The following is a 16,731-nucleotide window of genomic DNA, read 5'->3' on the forward strand; positions in this document are numbered from 1 at the left end:
GTCGACGGACCGACGGGAGGCCCGGATCACGCGAGCAGGTCAGCTCACGTGGTCCGGGCCTCCCGCCGTCTCCCCGTCGCGGGACGGGCGTCAGCGGCGGCCGAGCAGGGCCGCGACGGCGTCGCGGAGGCGTGACGGGCGTCGGACCGTCAGCGGTACCGCGCGGGTGTGGTTCGGGAACGCGAGGTCGTGGAGCATGTTCCGCTTCGAGCCGTCCCAGTTCGCGAAGAGGTACGCGCCGCCGAACGAGGTGAGACTCCGGACGGGCGTGCGCTTCCAGTTCCGGGCGACGTAGTAGCCGGAGTGACCGGCGCTGATGTTGCGGATCACGGTGTCGACGTCGATGACGCTCGTGGTCGTGACGACGGCGGTGATGCCCGTGCGGTCGCGGGCGACGTACTCGATGCGGTGTTCGGACACGGGAAGCTCTTCGTGCTGGAGGGATCAGGGTGGGGACGCGGAACCGCCGTTGCTTCCGGGAGTCAAGGATACGTCCGACCCCGTCGGTGCGTCACGACCTGTGGATCATCTGTGCGGTTCCGCGCCGGGCGGACGATCCCGGGGAGCCCGAGCGGGGCGCGAGTCTCGCGATGCGGCGCGCGAGTCTCGCGGTGAGCGACACTCCTCGCGCTCATGGCCGCGAGGAGTGTCGCCGAGGCTGGTGGCAGGACGGGCAGGACGTGCAGCACCCCGCCGGACCGTCAGCGGGCGCGCTCGCGTCGGAGCGAGCGCAGCACGCGCATCAGGACGTCGAGCTTCACCTGCCCGGCCGTGTACGGGCGGCCGAGCGCCGTCCGGGGGAGGAACACGAGGACCCCGTCGTCCGTCCGCGTGATGCGGAGCGCGACGTCGACCCGTTGCCCGCGTCGCTCCTCGGTCACGAGGTCGATGTGGTCGACGTCGTCCCACGCCAGGTCGGCCACGGGCTCGGAGCTGTCCGGCGTCCAGCCGTGCAACCCGCTGCCGTCCACCGTCCAGATCGTCGGCGCGGGGTCACCGACCGGCTCGACGGGGAGGTGGAAGCGCACCGGCCCGTGTGCTCGGATGCGGGCGAGCGTGCGGCGGTCCGACCGACCGCGCGAGCGCGACCCGACGGCGATCCAGACACCCCACACCAGCAGCACGAGCGGGAGCAGGAGGAACGACAGGCGGCGGTGTCCGCTCGTGAACCAGTCGAGGTGCGGGACCTCGAGCGCGAGCGACCCGCCTCCGACCACGACGAGCAGGACCACTGCGACGATGAGCCCCCAGCGTGGAGGCGCCACCCCGTCCCGCAGCCGCTGCACCCACCGGTCGGCCTCGTACTCCACCCGGCCATCTTGCCCACGTGTGCTGCGTGCGGTCCACGACCCGTGCCTCCAGGTCGCGTCGCCGGTGCGATGCCGGGGCCGCGCCCCGTCGTCGCGGTGTCGCCGGGCCCCGCCGCTGGCGACCGCGGTCCGAGACGACCATGCTGGGACGGTGCCAGCGCCCCTCGCCACCCTCCGTCCCGCCCTGCCCGGCATCGTCGTCGCCCTCGCTGTCGGCATCGTCGCGACCGTCGTCGGCACCCTGGTGCCCGTCGTCGGCGGTCCGGTCCCGGCGGTCGTGCTCGGCGTCCTCGTCGGCTGGCTCGTCCGCCGTCGCACGGAGGGGGAGCTCGGGAACCTGGCCCCCGGCGTGAAGTTCGCGTCGAGCCGGGTGCTGCAGGCGGCCGTGGTGCTGCTCGGTGCACAGCTCTCGATCGGAGCGGTCCTCCGGATCGGCGCCGAGACGCTGCCGGTGATGCTCACCACGCTCGTCGTCTGCCTGGTCGGTGCCTGGCTCCTCGGCCGAGCGCTCCGGGTGTCGTCGACGCTCCGGACGCTGATCGGCGTGGGCACCGGCATCTGTGGCGCCTCCGCGATCGCGGCCGTCACGCCCGTCATCGGCGCCGTCGGAGCGGACGTCGCGTACGCGATGTCGACGATCTTCCTCTGCAACATCGCCGCGGTGTTCCTCTTCCCCCTGCTCGGACACGCGCTCGGCCTGTCGCAGCACGCCTTCGGCGTCTTCGCCGGCACGGCGGTCAACGACACCTCGTCGGTGGTCGCGACGGCGACGGTCTACGGTCGCCAGGCGACCGACACCGCCGTCGTCGTCAAGCTCGTGCGCACGCTGATGATCATCCCGATCGTGATCGGGCTGGCCGGACTGGAGGCGCGGCGCACCGCCCGCACACAGGCTGCGGTCGGTGACGCCGCCGGTCGCGCCGGGGGCGTCCGCGTGTTCCGGTTGGTCCCGTGGTTCCTGATCGGGTTCCTCGTGGTCGTGCTGCTCCGGACCGTCGGGGTGCTGCCGGCGGCCGCTGCCCCCGGTTTCGCGTCCGTGGCGACGTTCCTCATCACCGTGGCGCTCGCCGCGATCGGGGTGTCGACGGACTTCGGTGCGCTCCGGCGGGCGGGGTTCCGGCCGATGGTGCTCGGCATCGTGCTGTGGGCGCTCGTGGCGGGGACGAGCCTCGGGGTGCAGGCGGCGTTCGGAATGCTCTGACCGGGCACCCCGGTCACGCACGCCCTTGTGTGACCGCTGGACGCGCGAGGGCGGCCACCCAGCAAGATGGACCGGACCACGCGAGCGCGTCGGTCGGAGAGGACACCGTGTCGGACGACACCAGCAACGCCGCCCTGCAGGCGATGATCGACCGCGCCGGGCGGATCACTGCTGACGAGGCAGAGACGCTCGACGTCACCTGGAAGGCCGACGAGGGGATCCTGCTCCCGGAACCGAGTGCGTCGCTCGCCATCCAGGGCGGTGCGGACGGGCGGATGGTCACGAACGCCGACCTCATCGCTGCCTGGCAGCACGCGCTGGACGCCGCCGGCGCAGCGGGACGCGTCGAGGAGATCGAAGCTGCGCAGGAGGCCGGGCGCGCGGTCCGGCACTCCGACGCGCGACTGCGCGACCGCGCCGGTGCCGAGGAAGCAGTCCGGTCCGCGGTGCTCGCGACCGGGGTGCGCGACCTCGTCTCCGACGATGAGTACGACACACTGACCGCGGCCTGGCGGAAGGTGCTCGGCGCGGCATGACCGGCCGCGCCCGCGTCGACTCAGGTGCGGGCGCGGACGGCGCCGACGGCCGACCGGACGACACCGGGCACGGTCGAGGAGACGGCTCGGAGGTACGGCTCCTCCTTGCCTCCGAACCCCGTCTTGAACTTGGCCACGCCGTCGTCGATGTAGCCGACGAGGTCGACCGCCGTGTGCCCTCGGCGGAGCGCCCACTGGAGTGCGTCGTGGTAGAGGACCGTGCTGGGACTGGCTGCGCGGTGAGCGCGGAGGGACCCACCGACCCACCCGCAGACGACGGGGTGGCTCGCCAGCGCCACCAGCAACCCCACCGCCTCGCCGTCGATCACCGCGGTCGACGCGTAGAAGTCGTCGCGGCCCGCTGACCAGCGCTCCAGGCGTGCGCCGAGGTCGGTCGGGTAGGGCGACGGCACCCCGCGGCTGCGGTAGGCCTCCTCGAGGAGCTGGGGCAGGAGCGTCGTGATCTCGCCCGGGAGCGCTGGCCGCACCTCGACGCCCCGCCGCAGGCCGGAGCGCAGGTGGTACCGGGTGTTGCTCTTCATCCCGGCCGTGAGCGACTCCGGGGTGGCACCGACCAGGTCCACCGTGATCGTGCGGTCGGCGTGCCACTCGCACCGTGTCTCAGCCAGCGCACGCTCGGCGCTGCCCGCCACCCCCGGCCCGAACTCGAACCGGACCAAGGGGCGCCCGTGCCGGACCTGCCAGCTCCGGAACGCCCGCAGCGTGGGCACGAGGAGGGATTCGGGGACGAGCGGTCCGACGTAGGGGAACGGGGGCTCGACGGCCCTCGGCACCAGGGAGGATCGCATCATCACGGGGAACACCCCGACGGGTTCACCGTCCCGCAGGACGAGGAGCGGGGTGAACCTCCACCCGAACATGTCCGTCATGAGGTGCAGCCATGACCAGTCGTGGAAGCTCGTCCCGCCCGGACTCGCTGCGACGAGCGAATCCCACAGCCGCGAGTCGTCGGTCGTCGTGAACCGGATCTGCACTGGACGAAGCCCTCCCTCGGGTGCCGACTGCCCGATCATGACAGACGACGGCGGACGATCGTGGCCGAACGTAGTGCTGCGAGCCGAACGAACGCCGACACTCCGGAGCACCCGCACGGCCCCGGCCGCCGTGTGACGATCCGGTGACGACGTCGTCCGCGCGGCCACGGCGATCGGCCACCGTCGACCGCCGCCGAGCGGACCGTCCGCCGCGGACCTGCGACGCACGGTCCCTACCGTCCCACCTGTCCGGCGCGAGCGAACGACTGGCGCGGACGGAAGGGAAGACCACCATGAAGCTCTCCACCACAGCGCTCCTGGCGTCGGCGGCCGCGGTGGCCGTGCTCGGCGGGGTCGTCACGTCGGCCTCCGCCCAGGCGGCACCCGCGCACGACACCACGGTCCACGCTGCCGCACACGTCCTCGCCGCTCGGACCGCCCAGCCGCCGAAGCCGGGTCGCCAGGACCACTACCGGTCGACCGACTCGGTGCCGGGTCTGACCCGTGCCGTGGACCGCGCGAGCCACCCCGGCCTCGAACTCTGCAGCGGCGACTTCGCGTCGCTCGTCACCGCCACGGGCGACCTGCGCGGCGACGGGCACACGGGGTACCTCGTCGACACGACCTGCAACGGGGCGACCGGTAGCACCCCGGACGAGGTCGCCCTGTACGAGTCGACCGGTCACGGCATCACCCGGTCCGCCGTCCTCTCGGCAGCCACCGCGACGCCGCGGACGAGTGCGTACCCGTACACGTGGGGCGCGCACACCGTCGTCCTCGCCTACCGCGGCGACACGCAGTACCGACTCGTGAAGCTGACGCCTCGCGCCGTCGACCGCGGCCCGATCGTCGCGTTCCACTGACCGGGCGCGCCCGCCGGACGCGACGGCCGGACGCGCCCGCCGGACGCGACGGCTGGACGCGACGGCCGGTCGGGAGGCCCGGAGCACGTGAGCCGACCCGCGCACGTGATCCGGGCCTCCAGTGCGGCCGCGTCACGGCGGCCACCGACCGCACGAGGCGGCCACGACCGCTCACACGATCCGAGAGTCGATCACCGCCCGGTCGCCCCGGTACCGCGAGAACCCGTACTCGACCGGGGTGCCGTCGGCGAGGCACATGAGTCGCTCGATGTGGAAGATCGCCTGACCGGGGTCGATGTCGAGCAGGTCCGCGGTCCACTGGTCCGCGTTCACCGTGCTGAGCAGGAGGCGACGTGCGACCGGACGCTCGCCACTGCGCCGGACGAGCACGTCGGGTACGTACTCCGTGAGCGGCTCCGACACGAGGTCGGGGAAGCGCTCCTGCGGCACCCAGCTCGTCCGGACGCGGCTCGGTTCGCCGTCGAACGAGATGAGGCTCTCGACGAAGTACGCCGCGTCCCCGGACATCTCGAGGTTGCGCCGGACGGTCTCCGGCGCCGGCACGAGCTGCACGCAGAGGTGCACGATGCTCAACCGCGGCGAGTCGAAGATGCTGCCGCCGGCGGTCTCGCCGTAGATGGTCACCTCGTCCGTCGTGCGCGCGAGGTTCACGGACGCGACCGGGCGGACGCCGAAGGTCCCGGACCGCGGGGCCCGGGTGATGAGCCGCTGTTCCTTGAGCAGGGTGAGGGCCGCACGGAGGACGTTCCGCGTGGTCCCGTACAGGTCGAGCAGCTCCCACTCGTAGGGGAGCGGACCGGTGAAGCGCCCGGCGACGATGTCGGCGCGGATGAGGTCCGAGACCTGCCGCGCCGCGTCGGACCGACGGTTGAAGCCGATCCAGTGACCCGGCCGGACGTCACCGATGCCCATGTCCGTCCACGGCGGGGTCGGTCGGCGTGTCATGGAGTCGTCGTGGTCGCGCTCGTCGAGCGCGAAGTCGGGTTCGGGCACGGTGTCGGTCACGAGGCCACCCCCACGGTCGCGGTGTCCCCGGTCCAGCCGGCCCAGCGCAGGAACTCCCGCGCGAGCCGGACCGCGTAGTCCGGGTCCTGGATGTCCAGCGAGACGAACACCCGCCGGTAGAACGTCGGCCCTCCGAGCAGGTCGACGGCGATGCCGAGGTCGACGTCCGGCCGGAGGTCCCCGGCGTCCATCGCCCGCTGGAGCATCGCGTTCACCCGCACGCGGCGGTCGAGGTGCCACGCTGCGACGGCCTCCGCGACCCGTGGCTCGTGCGCGGCCAGCTCGACGATGATCGGCAGGGCGCGTCCGACCGGCGTCGCGACGAGGGCGTGCACCCAGCCCCGGGTGAGTCCGAGCACCCCCTCGTCGATCGGTGCGTCGAGCACGGTCGGGATCGACTCCTCCATCAGCCGGATGACGGTGTCGGTGAGCAGGAGGTCCTTGCTCGACCACCGACGGTAGATCGTCGCCGGACCGACCCCGGCGGCGTCCGCGATCGCCCGCACGGTGACGTCGCCAGGGCCACCGGCGGCGAGGATCGCCGTGCACGCCGCGTGGACGGCCTCATCGACGCCGGTGTCCCGGGGACGGCCGCGCGGCGCGGTCGTCGGACGCACGTCGACGGCGGTCACGCGGCGCTCCAGTGCTCGAGCACACGGTCCATCGGCCACACCTCGCCGATCTTCGCGGCGATGTCGAACAGGTTCGCCTCGTGCACGCTCGGCAGCCGGTCGCCGACGGCCTCCCGCACAACGATCGGCACGAACCCGTGCTGCATCGCGTCGGTCGCCGTGGCCCGGACGCACCCACTCGTGGACAGGCCCGCGATGAAGAGCGTGTCGACGCCGCGTGCGACGAGGTCTGCCGCGAGCGAGGTCCCGAAGAACGCACTCGGGTACTGCTTCGGGACGAGCGTGTCGCCGGGCTCCGGCGCGAGCCCCTCGATGAACGCCCCGGTCGGCGCACCCGGCAGGTACGCCGCGAGGGCGGGCACCTTGCGGAAGAAGACCCCGGCGTTCGACCCGTCGGCCGACAGCGCCATCGTCGTCACCGCGACGTGCACGCCCGCGGTCCGCGCCGCCGCGGCGAGCTCCCGCATGCGGTCGACCGGCTCCTCGACCCCCGCGTAGAGCCCGCAGGTCGGGTCGACGTAGGCGGTCACCGGGTCGACGACGACGAGCGCCGCCTGCCGTCCGGGTTCCAGCGAACCGGTGTACCCGGCCGCCGCGTAGTCCTCGTGGTCGTCGGTCATGCGGTCCTGCTCCCGTCGTGTGGTCTGGTCGTGTCGGCCTGGAGGCCCGGTCCGGGCCCGTCGGGTCGGCCAGCGGTCCGGCCCGTGGTCGCGGCCGCCTCCGCCGTGGTCGTCCGTGCCGGTACCGGCACCGGCCCGGTCATCCGGAGGCTCCCGCCTCGGGAACCGGACCCGGTGTCTCGGGCCGGACCGGAGCCTCCCGGTCGGGCGGACCGAACGGGCCGAACGCGACGATGAGCGCCCCGACGAGGGCGCAGCCGGCGAAGGTGAGCGCAGCGGCCCGGACGCCGTCGACGAACGCCTGCACCTCGGTCGTCGAGAGCGCGAGCAGACTGCCGTCGTACGCGGCCGCCTGCTGCGCCGCCGACAGGCCGCTCGTCGCGATGGCGAGACCGAGCGCGGTGGAGAACAGGAACCCGGCGTTCTGGAGTGCCGACCGGATCGCGTTGGCGATCCCGCGGCGGTGCACCGGTACCCGGACCATCAGGGCCGACGTGCTCGGCGTCATGAAGACGCCGGTCCCGACGCCGACCGCGCCCAGCCCGACCGCTGTCAGCGTGTAGGCGCCGTCGTCCGCGAGCGAACCCGCGAGCACCGCAGCGCCGAGCGCGATGAGCAGCATGCCGATCGTGGACAGCGTCCGTGCAGGCACCCGACGGGCGAGGACCCCGGCGCTCGCCGCGGCGATCGTCGTGCCGATCGGGGTCGGGAGCACCCAGAGTGCCGCCTCGACCGCGTCCTTGCCGGAGACGGCCTGGAACGTCAGCGATGCCAGGAGCACGAGCGCGTAGCTCGACAGCGCGCAGAGCCCGGCCGCGGCGAACAGCGTGATCGTGGCGCGGTCGCGGAAGATCCCGGGGTCGACGAGGGGGTGGGCGACCCGGCGTTGCGTCCGGACGAACAGCCACCCGAGCAGGGCGGCGCTCGCTCCGGACGCGAGTGCACCGGGGCTGGTCCACCCCGAGGACCCGCCGATCGAGACGGCGGCGACGAGCAGCCCGACGGTCGCGATCGACAGCACGGCACCGGGCAGGTCGAGCCGTTCGCCGGTGCGCGGGTGCACGCTGCGGGGGACGAGACGGATCGACCACAGGAGTCCGGCGAGCGAGACCGGCACACCGACGAGGAAGATCCAGCGCCACCCGAGCGACTCGGCGACGAGGCCGCCGACGACGGGACCGACGACCTGCCCCACCGCCGCCACGGTCGCGTTGACGCCGAGGCCGAGCGAGAGGATCGACTCCGGGAAGACGTCGGTCAACAGGGCCGTGGTGTTGGTGACGATCGCCGCCGCACCGATGCCCTGGACGAGCCGGGCTGCGATCAGGACTGCGGCGTCGGGCGCGAACCCGCAGGCGAGCGAGGCGACGAGGAAGACGAGGATCCCGGCGAGGTACAGCCGACGGCGGCCGACGAGGTCGGCGATGCGACCGAACACGAGGATGAGGGTCGTCGTGGTGAGCATGTAGCTGAGCAGGACCCAGCTCGACTGGAGTGCGCTCGCGTCGAGGTCGGCGCTGACGTCCGGGAGCGCGACGAGCAGGGCGCTGGAGGAGATGAAGACGAGGACGACGCTGAGGCTCGAGGCGCAGAGCACCTGCCAGGCACGGCGGCGGGCGGCGCCCTCGTCGGTGGTGCGACTACGGATGGGACGGCCCTCCCGAGGCGGATGCCGGCGGCACCCGGAGGTGGTGGTCGGTGGCGCGCTGGAACGCGACCGCCGCGGACAGCACGGTGCCGTCGGACCACGGTCGGCCGACGAGTTGCACCCCCACCGGGAGACCGTCCGGCGCGGTGCCGGCGGGCATCATGAGCGCGGGGAAGCCGACGTAGTCGAACAGGCGGGTGTTCCGCGGGACCACCTCGTGCAGGTTGAACCGCTCCCCGTCGACCGACATGGTCAGGTCGTCGAGCCGCGGTGCCGTCGCCCCGATCCCGGGGGTCAGCACGACGTCGACGCCGGCCTCCTCCATCCGGGCGACCATCGCCGCCTGCACGAGCGGCCGCCGACGGAGCGCCCGGAGGTAGTCGGCCGCCGTCGGCGTGAACGAGACGTCGAAGCGGGCGCGCGTGCCGTCGTCGAAGCGCTCGGCGGTCGGGGCGTTCGCCTCCTGGTTCGCGGCGAGCTCGCCGTAGAACACTGTCCAGCACTCGGAGTCGACGGCCTCGAGGTCGTCGAACTCGATCGGCACGATGTCGGCACCGAGCTCGCGGAAGCGTTCGACCGCGGCCGCGTGGGCCTCGAGCACGGCGGCGTCCACCCGCTCGGTGAACCAGGTCCGGGGGACGCCGATGCGCATCCCGACGACCCGGTCCGGGTCCGCCGTGAGGCCGGGTACCGTCGGGTGGGACGTCGGGTCCTGGTCGTCGCCGCCGGCGATGACGTCGAGCACGAGCGCGAGGTCCTCGGCGGTGCGCGCCATCGGCCCGACGTGGTCGAGCGTCCAGGACAGGCTCGTGACGCCGGTGCGCGGGACGAGTCCGTACGTGGGCTTGATGCCGGTCGTGCCGCACAACGCCGACGGCACGCGGATCGAACCGCCCGTGTCCGTGCCGAGCGCGAGCGGCACGATCCGTGCGGCCAGCGCCGAGCCCGAGCCCGTCGAGGACCCGCCCGTCCAGCGCTCGGCGTCCCAGGGGTTCCGGACCGCGCCGTACCGGGCGTTGTGCGGGCCGCCGCAGGCGAACTCCGTCGTCGCGGCCATGAACACGGGGATCGCGCCGGCCGCGCGGAGGCGTGCGACGACGGTGGCGTCGGTCGGTGCGACCCGGTCCCCGGTCTGCAGGGAGCCGCTCGTGACGACGGCGCCCGCGACGTCGATGATGTCCTTCACGGCGAAGGGGATGCCCTCGAGCGGTCGCGCGGTGCCGTCGGCCCAGCGTCGGCTCGACCCGGCGGCGGCCGCACGGGCACCGTCCACGAGTCGGAGGACCGCGTCGGACCAGACGGCGTCGGCCGTCCAGTGCGGCTCGAGGGCCGCGAGGACCGCCGCGGGGGTGGTGGCGCCGTCTGCGAAGGCGGCGAGGAGCTCGGTGACCGAGGCGCCGGCGGCGTCCGCCGCGGTGCGTGCCGTGTCGGCAGCGCTCGTGGGCGGTGGCGTCCGGCTGGTCCCGGGGCGGTCCGGCGTCCCGTCGAGGAGCCGGGCGAACAGCGTGTGGCTGTGCCCGGGCTCGGCGGCGAGTGCGGACGGGGCAGCCGGGAGCGGGCGGGCGCGGCTGGCGGCCAGCGCCCGCTCCAACTCCGGTGCGATCGTGCCTCGCACCACCGTGAACACGTCCGTCGCCTCGGTCGCCCCGGTCACACCGGCACCGCCTGGGCGGCGCCCTCGTGCGCGTCGGCCTCGTGCGCGTCGGCCTCGTGCGCGTCGGCCTCGTGTGCGTCGGCCAGGTAGCGGAAGACCCCCGCCTGACGGTCACGGCCGAGCGGGAAGTCCTCGCGCGCTGCCGCGACCTCGGCCACGTCGAGCGTGGCGCGGACGATCGGCCCCGCCTCGTGCGCCGGAGCCGAGACGAGCAGGTCACCACGGGGGGAGACCACCGACGACCGACCGAAGTAGCTCACGGTCTTGCCGTCGATCGTCTCCTGCCCACCGCGGTTCGGCGCGACGACCCACGTCTGGGTCTCCAGCGCGCGCACCTGCAGCTCCTGCGTGAACAGCGTCTCGCGGAAGCCCATCGAGGACACGAGCACGAGCATGACCTCGGCCCCCGCGGCGCGGGAGGCGAGCCAGTACTCGGGGAAGCTCCGGTCGTAGCAGATGAGCATGCCGAACCGGGTGCCGAGCGCGTCGAACACGACCGGGCCGGACCCGGGTGCGAAGTAGTGCTTCTCGTCGACGTCCGAGATCGCGTTCGTGGGGATCGACGTCTTCCGGTACGTCGCCACGGTCTCGCCGTGGACGTCGGTGCCGTGCACGAGCGTGCCGTCCGCGTCGATCAGGACCGCGCTGTTGTACTGCACGTCGCCGGCGTCCTCGTACAGCCCGAACGCGACCGCGGTGCCGAGCCGGCGGGCGGCCTCGGCGAAGCGCGCCGTGGCGGGACCGGGGACGGGCTGTGCCCACGACTTCCGGCTGTCGTTCACCACACCGCAGAAGTACGGCGTGGTCGCGAGCTCCGGGAAGACGACGAGGTCGGCGCCCTCCGCTGCCCGTTCGAAGAGCGCGATGAGCTCGTCGAGGGCGGCACCGGCGTCCGCGGGGGTCTCGCCCGCCTGGACGACCGCCACCTCGATGACCGGGCGGCTCGTCGGGGCCGTCATGCCGTGACCGCGCTCGGGGCGACGGAGTCCACACCCTCACGGGTGCGCATGAGCGGCTGGATGCGGGTGCCGAACTCGTCCATGCCCTGCAGGAAGTCGTCGAACACGAGCATGATGCCCTTCGTGCCCTCGACCCCGGCGGCCTCGTCGAGCATCGCTGCGACGTGCTCGTACGACCCGACGAGTGTGCCCATGTTCATGTTGACGGCGCCCTCCGGCAGGGAGATGCGCTTCGCGGTGTTGCCGTCCTCGCCGTTCGTGTCGGTGAGGGCCTGACCGGTCATCCACGCGATGGCCTCGACGTCGACGCCGTCGCTGTAGCGCTGCCACTTCTCCTGCGCGGCCTCGTCGGTCTCGGCGGCGATGACCATGAACAGCACGTACGAGCCGACGTCGCGTCCGGTCTTCGCGCGGGCCTCGAGGAGGGCCGTGTTCTGCTCGGCGTACGCGGTCGGGGTGTTCACGCCGACGCCCATCGAGAAGTTGTAGTCCGAGTACTCCGCGGCGAACGCCATGCCCTGCGACGACTGTCCGGCGGACACGATCGGGATGTGCGCGGACGGCTTCGGGAGCATCCGGCAGTCGTTCATCTGGAAGTACTCACCCTGGAAGTTGCTCACGCCGTCCTCCCACAGCTCCTTCATGACCTGCATGTACTCCGTCTGGTACGCGTAGCGACGCCCGAAGTGCACCTCGTCGCCCGGCCACAGCCCCATCTGGTCGTACTCGGCCTTCTGCCACCCGGCGACGAGGTTCAGTCCGAAGCGGCCGTGCGAGATCGAGTCGACGGTCGCGGCCATGCGGGCGGCGATCGCCGGCGGGATCGTGAGCACCGCGGTGGTCGCGAAGAGTCGGATCCGTTCCGTCCGTGCGGCGAGCCCGGCCATCAGGGTGAAGGACTCGAGGTTCTCGTCCCAGAAGCCGCTCGGACCGCCGAACCCGCGGAGCTTGATCATCGAGAGCGCGAAGTCGAAGCCGTACGCCTCCGCCTTCTGCACGATCTCGAGGTTGAGGTCGAACGACGGCTTGTACTGCGGCGAGGTGGTCGAGATGAGCCAGCCGTTGCTGCCGATCGGGATGAAGACTCCGATGTCCATGGGGGACTCGCTTTCTGTGTGTGGTGGAGGGTCAGGACTGCTTCGCGGCGGCCTTGGCGGCGCTCGCGACGGCGTGACGGCGGATCGTCTGCGACACGGCGACGGCCACGATGAGTGCGCCGCCGTAGAAGAGCTGCTGCACGAAGTTGTCGGCGCCGAGCATCTGCAGGCCGACGACGCCGGAGAACAGGAAGTACACGGCGATGAACGTGCCGATCGCGTTGAACCGGCCGGGGATGATCGCCGTCGCACCGAGGTAGCAGGCGGCGAACGCGGGGAGCAGGAACGACTGCCCGCTCGACGGGTCCGCGCCGCCGAGGGTGCCGGCGTAGACGACCCCGGCGACCGCGGCGGTGAAGCCCGCGCCGACGAACGCGCCGACACGGAGGCGGCGGACGTTCAGGCCCGAGAGTTCGGCGACGGCGCGGCCGGTCCCGACGAAGAGCAGGCGGCGTCCGACGGGCGTCGCGCTCAGGACGACGAGCACGACGATCGTCGCGACGAGGCCGTACACGAATGCGAGCGGCAGCCCCGCGAGCCCGCGCCAGCCGACCGTGGCGTTCACGAGCGCGGCGTCGACGCCGGTGACCGACGACGACGCGCTCATCCACTGGACGATCCCGATCATGAACGTCGACGTGCCGAGGGTGACGATGAACGAGTCGATCCGGAACGCGACCGTCAGCAGGCCGTTGACGAGGCCGACGACGACGCCGATCACGAGCCCGACGGCGATCGCCGGCAGGAGCGGGACGTCCATCTTGGCGTTGAGGACGGCGATGGTCATCGCCGAGAGCGACATGGTGGACGCGCCGGACAGGTCGAACTCGCCGGCGGTCAGGGGGAACAGGAAGCCCAGCGCGAGGATGAGCAGCACCGACTGTGACCCGAGGATGTTCTGCAGGTTGCCGAGCGTCGGGTAGGTGTCGGGGAGCGCCACGCTGAACGCGATGACGATGACGAGCCAGGCACCGAGCAGCGCGTACCGCTCGGTGTGCCCCCACGAGAAGCGCGGGCGTGCTGCACGGATGACGGAGGTCTCGAGGACCTTGTCGGCGGTGGTGGACATCAGGCGTTCTCCTTGAGTCGGGAGGAGTCGACGGGGGTGGGGGTCGGCGGGTCGACCAGGCTGGCGACGACCGCCGCGGCGATCACGTCACGGTCGATGCGGTCGCCGGTGAGCACGTCGTGGACGCGGCCGTGGGCGAGGACGACGACCCGGTCGCACATCTGGGCGAGCTGGTCGTAGTCGGTCGAGGCGCAGACGATCGGGACGCCCTGCTCGGCGGTCTTCCGGAGCATGGCGAAGATGGCGGCGCGGGCGCCGACGTCGATGCCCTGCGTCGGCTCCTGCAGCAGCACGAGCCGTGGGTCGTCCTGCATCCACTTGGCGAGGACGGCCTTCTGCTGGTTGCCGCCGGACAGGGTGCCGAAGAGCGCGGCGGGGTCGGCGGGGCGGACGTCCCAGTCGCGGACGAGGCCCTCGACGTGCGACCGCTCGCGGGCGGGGGAGAGGCCGAGGAGTCCGCGGAGCTTCCCGAGGACGGGCAGCGTCACGTTCTGCTCGACGGACAGGGCCAGTGCCCCGCCCTCCCGCTTGCGGTCGGCCGGGACGTAGACGACGCCGCGGCCGATCGACGCCGCCGGGGTCGCGCGGGCGAGGTCGGTGTCGACGTCGTGCACGACGAGCGACCCGGTCGCGGACCGCGCGCCGTACAGGCCGGGCAGGACGTCCTCGACGCCGGAGCCGGCGAGCCCGGTGACGCCGACGACCTCGCCGTCGGCGACGTCGAACGCGAGCCCGTCGACGACCCCGACCCGGAGGTCACGGACGCGCACGACCGCGTCACCGGTGGTCGCCGGACGCGTGCGTCGGGCGACCGGGGCCTCGAGACCGCGGCCGACGATGAGCGACACGAGCTCGTCGGCGGTGGTGTCGGCGGTGTCGCGGTGCGCCTGCACCTTCCCGGCGCGGAGGACCGTCACGCGGTCGGCGTGCTCGAGGACCTCGGCCATGTCGTGCGACACGAGCAACGCCGAGGTGCGGCCGTCGGACACGAGGTCCTTCACGACGCGGAAGAGCAGGTCCGCGTCCTCCTTCGGCAGGAAGACGGTCGGTTCGTCGAGCACGATGAGTGCCCGTTCGTCCCCGAGCTCGGCGACGGCCCGGAGGATCGCCACGAGCGCCTTCTGCGTGTCGGTGAGCTGCTCGATCCGGGCGCGGGGGTCGATGTCCACGCCGTACCGGGCGAACAGCTCGGCTGCGGAACGGTGCTCCGAGCGCCACCGGACGAACGGCCCGTGTCCGGCGACGACGGTCGCCAGCCGCAGGTTCTCGGTGACCCCGAGCGACGGCACGAGGGCGAGGTCCTGGTGGACGAAGCTGATGCCGACGCGACGGAAGTACCCGGGAGGCACCGGGAGCGGCAGTCGGGCGCCACGGACCTCGATCGTCGCTCCGGGGTCCGGCGCGTAGGTGCCGGACAGGATCTTGATCAGGGTCGACTTGCCGGAGCCGTTCTCGCCGAGCAGGGCGTGGACTTGGCCCGGCCGGACCTCCAGCTCGACGTCGTCGAGCGCGGTGAGCCCGCCGAACCGCTTGGTGAGTCCGCTGATGCGGAGCACCGGTGCGCTGTCCGCTCCGGCCCCGGCGACCGCAGCGGATGCTGCGGGGCCGAGCCGTGCCTCCCGGGTGTCGGTCACTTCGCCGCGCCCCAGATCTTCTCGTACCCGGTCTTGTAGGCGTCGCCGTAGCCCTTGCTCGGGGCCGGCGGCGTGCCGGCCTCGTCGACGTTCTCCTTCGTGAAGACCTTGAGGGGTGTCTCCTCGTTGCCGTCCTCGATGATCGGGGTGTCGGTGAGCACGCGGCCGGCCTGGTCGATGGTGGCGTAGGCCAGCCACTCCATGTTCTCGCCGATGTCCATCGTCATGACGTTCCCCTGCTGCAGGATCTTCATGACCGCGGGCGTCCCGTTGTACGAGGACGTGTGCACCTGACCGGTCTTGCCCGCCGCCGTGACCCCGGCCTCGACGAAGAGCGCCATCGAGTCGTAGATCGGCAGGACGTAGTCGAGGTTCGGGTCCGACTGGATCGCGGACTGCACGGTCGACGAGATCTTCGTGGCCCAGTCGGCGACCGGGACGTTCGTCACCTTGACCTTGCAGCCGGAGCAGTGCTGGTCGAACTCCTCCTGCATCGCCTTCACGATCCCGTCGGACGGTGGGACCTCGGACGACGTGATGATGAGGACGTCGCCCTTGCCCTTCGTCTCCTTGATCGCCCAGTCGGCGTTGAGCTTCGCGGCCTCGTGGAACGGCGCGGTGACCTGCGCGGCCACGAGCGGCTGGAGCTGCGACGGCAGCGACTCGCCCGTCTGGTAGGTGTGGCTGATCAGCACCGGGATGCCGGCCGCCTTCGCCCGCTTCAGCGCCGGGACGATGAGCTCGCCGTTGACCCCCTGCGCGAGGACGATGATGTCGGCCTTCCGGCTGATCGCCTGGTCGATCCCGGCCGACTGTTCGGTCGGGGTGCCCTGGTTCGTGTACTCGATCCACTTCGCGCCGTACTGCTTCGCCAGCGCCTCACCCGCCTCGTCGACGGAGACGATGAACGGGACGGCGGACGAGTTCGGGATGTTGAAGATGGTCTTGCCGGCGATCCCCGACAGGTCGAAGGGCTTGCCCTCGAAGGTGAACTCGGGGTCGACGCTCGCGGCCGCGATCTGGCTGGTCGCGTGGGTGACACCGGCCGAGTCGTCCGCCGAGTCGGTGGAGGCGGTGGACGTGGCGGAGCACGCGGAGAGGACGAGCACGCCGCTGAGGGCGGCGGCGAGGATCGCGGGGCGGGCGAGGCGTGTTCGGGTCGGTGCGGGGGACGACATCGGTCGGTGACCTCCAGGACGTGGTGCGGGGACGGGTGGGGTGCGGCGGGGAGCGGGGTGCGGGAACGACGAACACCCCGCGGCGCGGGGTGGCGCGACGACGTGCGTCGCGGAGAGAGGGTGCGGGTCACCGGAGGCGATGCGTCCGGTGACGGCGCCGCTCCGGTGGGGCTGATGCGAACGTAACGGACGGATGGGTCGTGCAGGGCGTCACCCGGTAACGGTCCTGTCACGCGTTTGTTTCGCTCGTGTTAGGCCACTGGTGTCGTCCAGCCGAAGGGGCCTCCCGCCGTGCTCCGACGAGATGCT

Annotated in this window: 16 protein-coding genes; 3 read left to right on the plus strand and 13 right to left on the minus strand. The window is 72.4% G+C overall.

All coding sequences use genetic code 11. The features are described from left to right. Nucleotides 1–90 precede the first annotated feature (90 nt). Nucleotides 91–420 carry a hypothetical protein gene (locus QPJ90_RS08240; protein ID WP_290133940.1) on the minus strand — a complete coding sequence of 110 codons (330 nt, stop codon included), beginning with the start codon at nt 418–420 and terminating at the stop codon, nt 91–93. Between the two features lie 281 nt (nt 421–701). Next, nucleotides 702–1,310, minus strand: a complete 609-nt coding sequence (locus tag QPJ90_RS08245; protein WP_290133941.1) for a hypothetical protein — start codon at nt 1,308–1,310, stop codon at nt 702–704. Nucleotides 1,311–1,461: 151 nt separating this feature from the next. Between QPJ90_RS08245 and QPJ90_RS08250 the strand changes: the two genes are divergently transcribed. After that, nucleotides 1,462–2,511, plus strand: coding sequence for a putative sulfate exporter family transporter (locus QPJ90_RS08250; RefSeq protein ID WP_290133942.1), 1,050 nt, complete (start codon nt 1,462–1,464; stop codon nt 2,509–2,511). 107 nt (nt 2,512–2,618) lie between these two features. Then, the gene (locus QPJ90_RS08255; RefSeq protein WP_290133943.1) at nt 2,619–3,047 is read left to right on the plus strand and encodes a hypothetical protein; all 429 of its coding nucleotides are present in this window, start codon (nt 2,619–2,621) and stop codon (nt 3,045–3,047) included. A 20-nt stretch (nt 3,048–3,067) separates the two neighbouring features. Here QPJ90_RS08255 and QPJ90_RS08260 read toward each other — a convergent pair whose 3' ends face one another. Further along, nucleotides 3,068–4,042 carry a GNAT family N-acetyltransferase gene (locus QPJ90_RS08260; RefSeq protein WP_290133944.1) on the minus strand — a complete coding sequence of 325 codons (975 nt, stop codon included), beginning with the start codon at nt 4,040–4,042 and terminating at the stop codon, nt 3,068–3,070. 293 nt (nt 4,043–4,335) lie between these two features. On the opposite strand from QPJ90_RS08260, the gene QPJ90_RS08265 reads away from it, so the two are divergent. Beyond that, a complete protein-coding gene (locus tag QPJ90_RS08265; RefSeq protein WP_290133945.1) occupies nt 4,336–4,905 on the plus strand; it encodes a hypothetical protein in 570 nt (189 codons plus the stop codon). A gap of 171 nt (nt 4,906–5,076) precedes the next feature. On the opposite strand, the gene QPJ90_RS08270 is transcribed toward QPJ90_RS08265, so the two are convergent. The 10 genes from QPJ90_RS08270 to QPJ90_RS08315 all read right to left on the minus strand — a co-directional run bounded on the left by QPJ90_RS08270 (nt 5,077) and on the right by QPJ90_RS08315 (nt 16,422). Next, nucleotides 5,077–5,931 (minus strand): GntR family transcriptional regulator, encoded by an 855-nt coding sequence (locus tag QPJ90_RS08270; protein ID WP_290133946.1) that lies wholly within the window; start codon nt 5,929–5,931, stop codon nt 5,077–5,079. Further along, nucleotides 5,928–6,563 (minus strand): TetR/AcrR family transcriptional regulator, encoded by a 636-nt coding sequence (locus QPJ90_RS08275; RefSeq protein WP_290133947.1) that lies wholly within the window; start codon nt 6,561–6,563, stop codon nt 5,928–5,930. Before QPJ90_RS08275 ends, QPJ90_RS08270 begins: the two co-directional genes overlap by 4 nt. Beyond that, entirely contained in the window at nt 6,560–7,183 is a 624-nt protein-coding gene (locus tag QPJ90_RS08280) for an isochorismatase family protein (RefSeq protein ID WP_290133948.1), read from the minus strand. Before QPJ90_RS08280 ends, QPJ90_RS08275 begins: the two co-directional genes overlap by 4 nt. A gap of 139 nt (nt 7,184–7,322) precedes the next feature. Then, on the minus strand, nt 7,323–8,780 hold the full coding sequence (locus QPJ90_RS08285; protein ID WP_290133949.1) for an MFS transporter: 1,458 nt from the start codon (nt 8,778–8,780) through the stop codon (nt 7,323–7,325). A 43-nt stretch (nt 8,781–8,823) separates the two neighbouring features. Then, a complete protein-coding gene (locus QPJ90_RS08290) occupies nt 8,824–10,485 on the minus strand; it encodes an amidase (RefSeq protein WP_290133950.1) in 1,662 nt (553 codons plus the stop codon). Continuing rightward, nucleotides 10,482–11,444, minus strand: a complete 963-nt coding sequence (locus QPJ90_RS08295) for a carbon-nitrogen hydrolase family protein (protein ID WP_290133951.1) — start codon at nt 11,442–11,444, stop codon at nt 10,482–10,484. The genes QPJ90_RS08290 and QPJ90_RS08295 overlap by 4 nt, the downstream gene beginning before the upstream one ends. Further along, entirely contained in the window at nt 11,441–12,541 is a 1,101-nt protein-coding gene (rutA, locus tag QPJ90_RS08300) for a pyrimidine utilization protein A (RefSeq protein ID WP_290133952.1), read from the minus strand. Before rutA ends, QPJ90_RS08295 begins: the two co-directional genes overlap by 4 nt. 31 nt (nt 12,542–12,572) lie before the next feature. Then, the gene (locus QPJ90_RS08305; protein WP_290133953.1) at nt 12,573–13,610 is read right to left on the minus strand and encodes an ABC transporter permease; all 1,038 of its coding nucleotides are present in this window, start codon (nt 13,608–13,610) and stop codon (nt 12,573–12,575) included. Continuing rightward, the gene (locus QPJ90_RS08310) at nt 13,610–15,244 is read right to left on the minus strand and encodes a sugar ABC transporter ATP-binding protein (RefSeq protein WP_290133954.1); all 1,635 of its coding nucleotides are present in this window, start codon (nt 15,242–15,244) and stop codon (nt 13,610–13,612) included. The genes QPJ90_RS08305 and QPJ90_RS08310 overlap by 1 nt, the downstream gene beginning before the upstream one ends. Continuing rightward, on the minus strand, nt 15,241–16,422 hold the full coding sequence (locus QPJ90_RS08315) for a sugar ABC transporter substrate-binding protein (RefSeq protein ID WP_290133955.1): 1,182 nt from the start codon (nt 16,420–16,422) through the stop codon (nt 15,241–15,243). Before QPJ90_RS08315 ends, QPJ90_RS08310 begins: the two co-directional genes overlap by 4 nt. Nucleotides 16,423–16,731: the final 309 nt, after the last annotated feature.

It is taken from the genome of Curtobacterium sp. 458 (assembly GCF_030406605.1).
In the GTDB taxonomy this organism is placed as follows: domain Bacteria; phylum Actinomycetota; class Actinomycetes; order Actinomycetales; family Microbacteriaceae; genus Curtobacterium.

What these genes read in the sequence shown, in the direction of transcription:
- QPJ90_RS08305 (WP_290133953.1), bottom strand. Translation starts at nt 13,610, where the DNA reads ATGTCCACCACCGCCGACAAGGTCCTCGAGACCTCCGTCATCCGTGCA.
- rutA (WP_290133952.1), bottom strand. Translation starts at nt 12,541, where the DNA reads ATGGACATCGGAGTCTTCATCCCGATCGGCAGCAACGGCTGGCTCATC.
- QPJ90_RS08280 (WP_290133948.1), bottom strand. Translation starts at nt 7,183, where the DNA reads ATGACCGACGACCACGAGGACTACGCGGCGGCCGGGTACACCGGTTCG.
- QPJ90_RS08315 (WP_290133955.1), bottom strand. Translation starts at nt 16,422, where the DNA reads ATGTCGTCCCCCGCACCGACCCGAACACGCCTCGCCCGCCCCGCGATC.
- QPJ90_RS08265 (WP_290133945.1), top strand. Translation starts at nt 4,336, where the DNA reads ATGAAGCTCTCCACCACAGCGCTCCTGGCGTCGGCGGCCGCGGTGGCC.
- QPJ90_RS08295 (WP_290133951.1), bottom strand. Translation starts at nt 11,444, where the DNA reads ATGACGGCCCCGACGAGCCGCCCGGTCATCGAGGTGGCGGTCGTCCAG.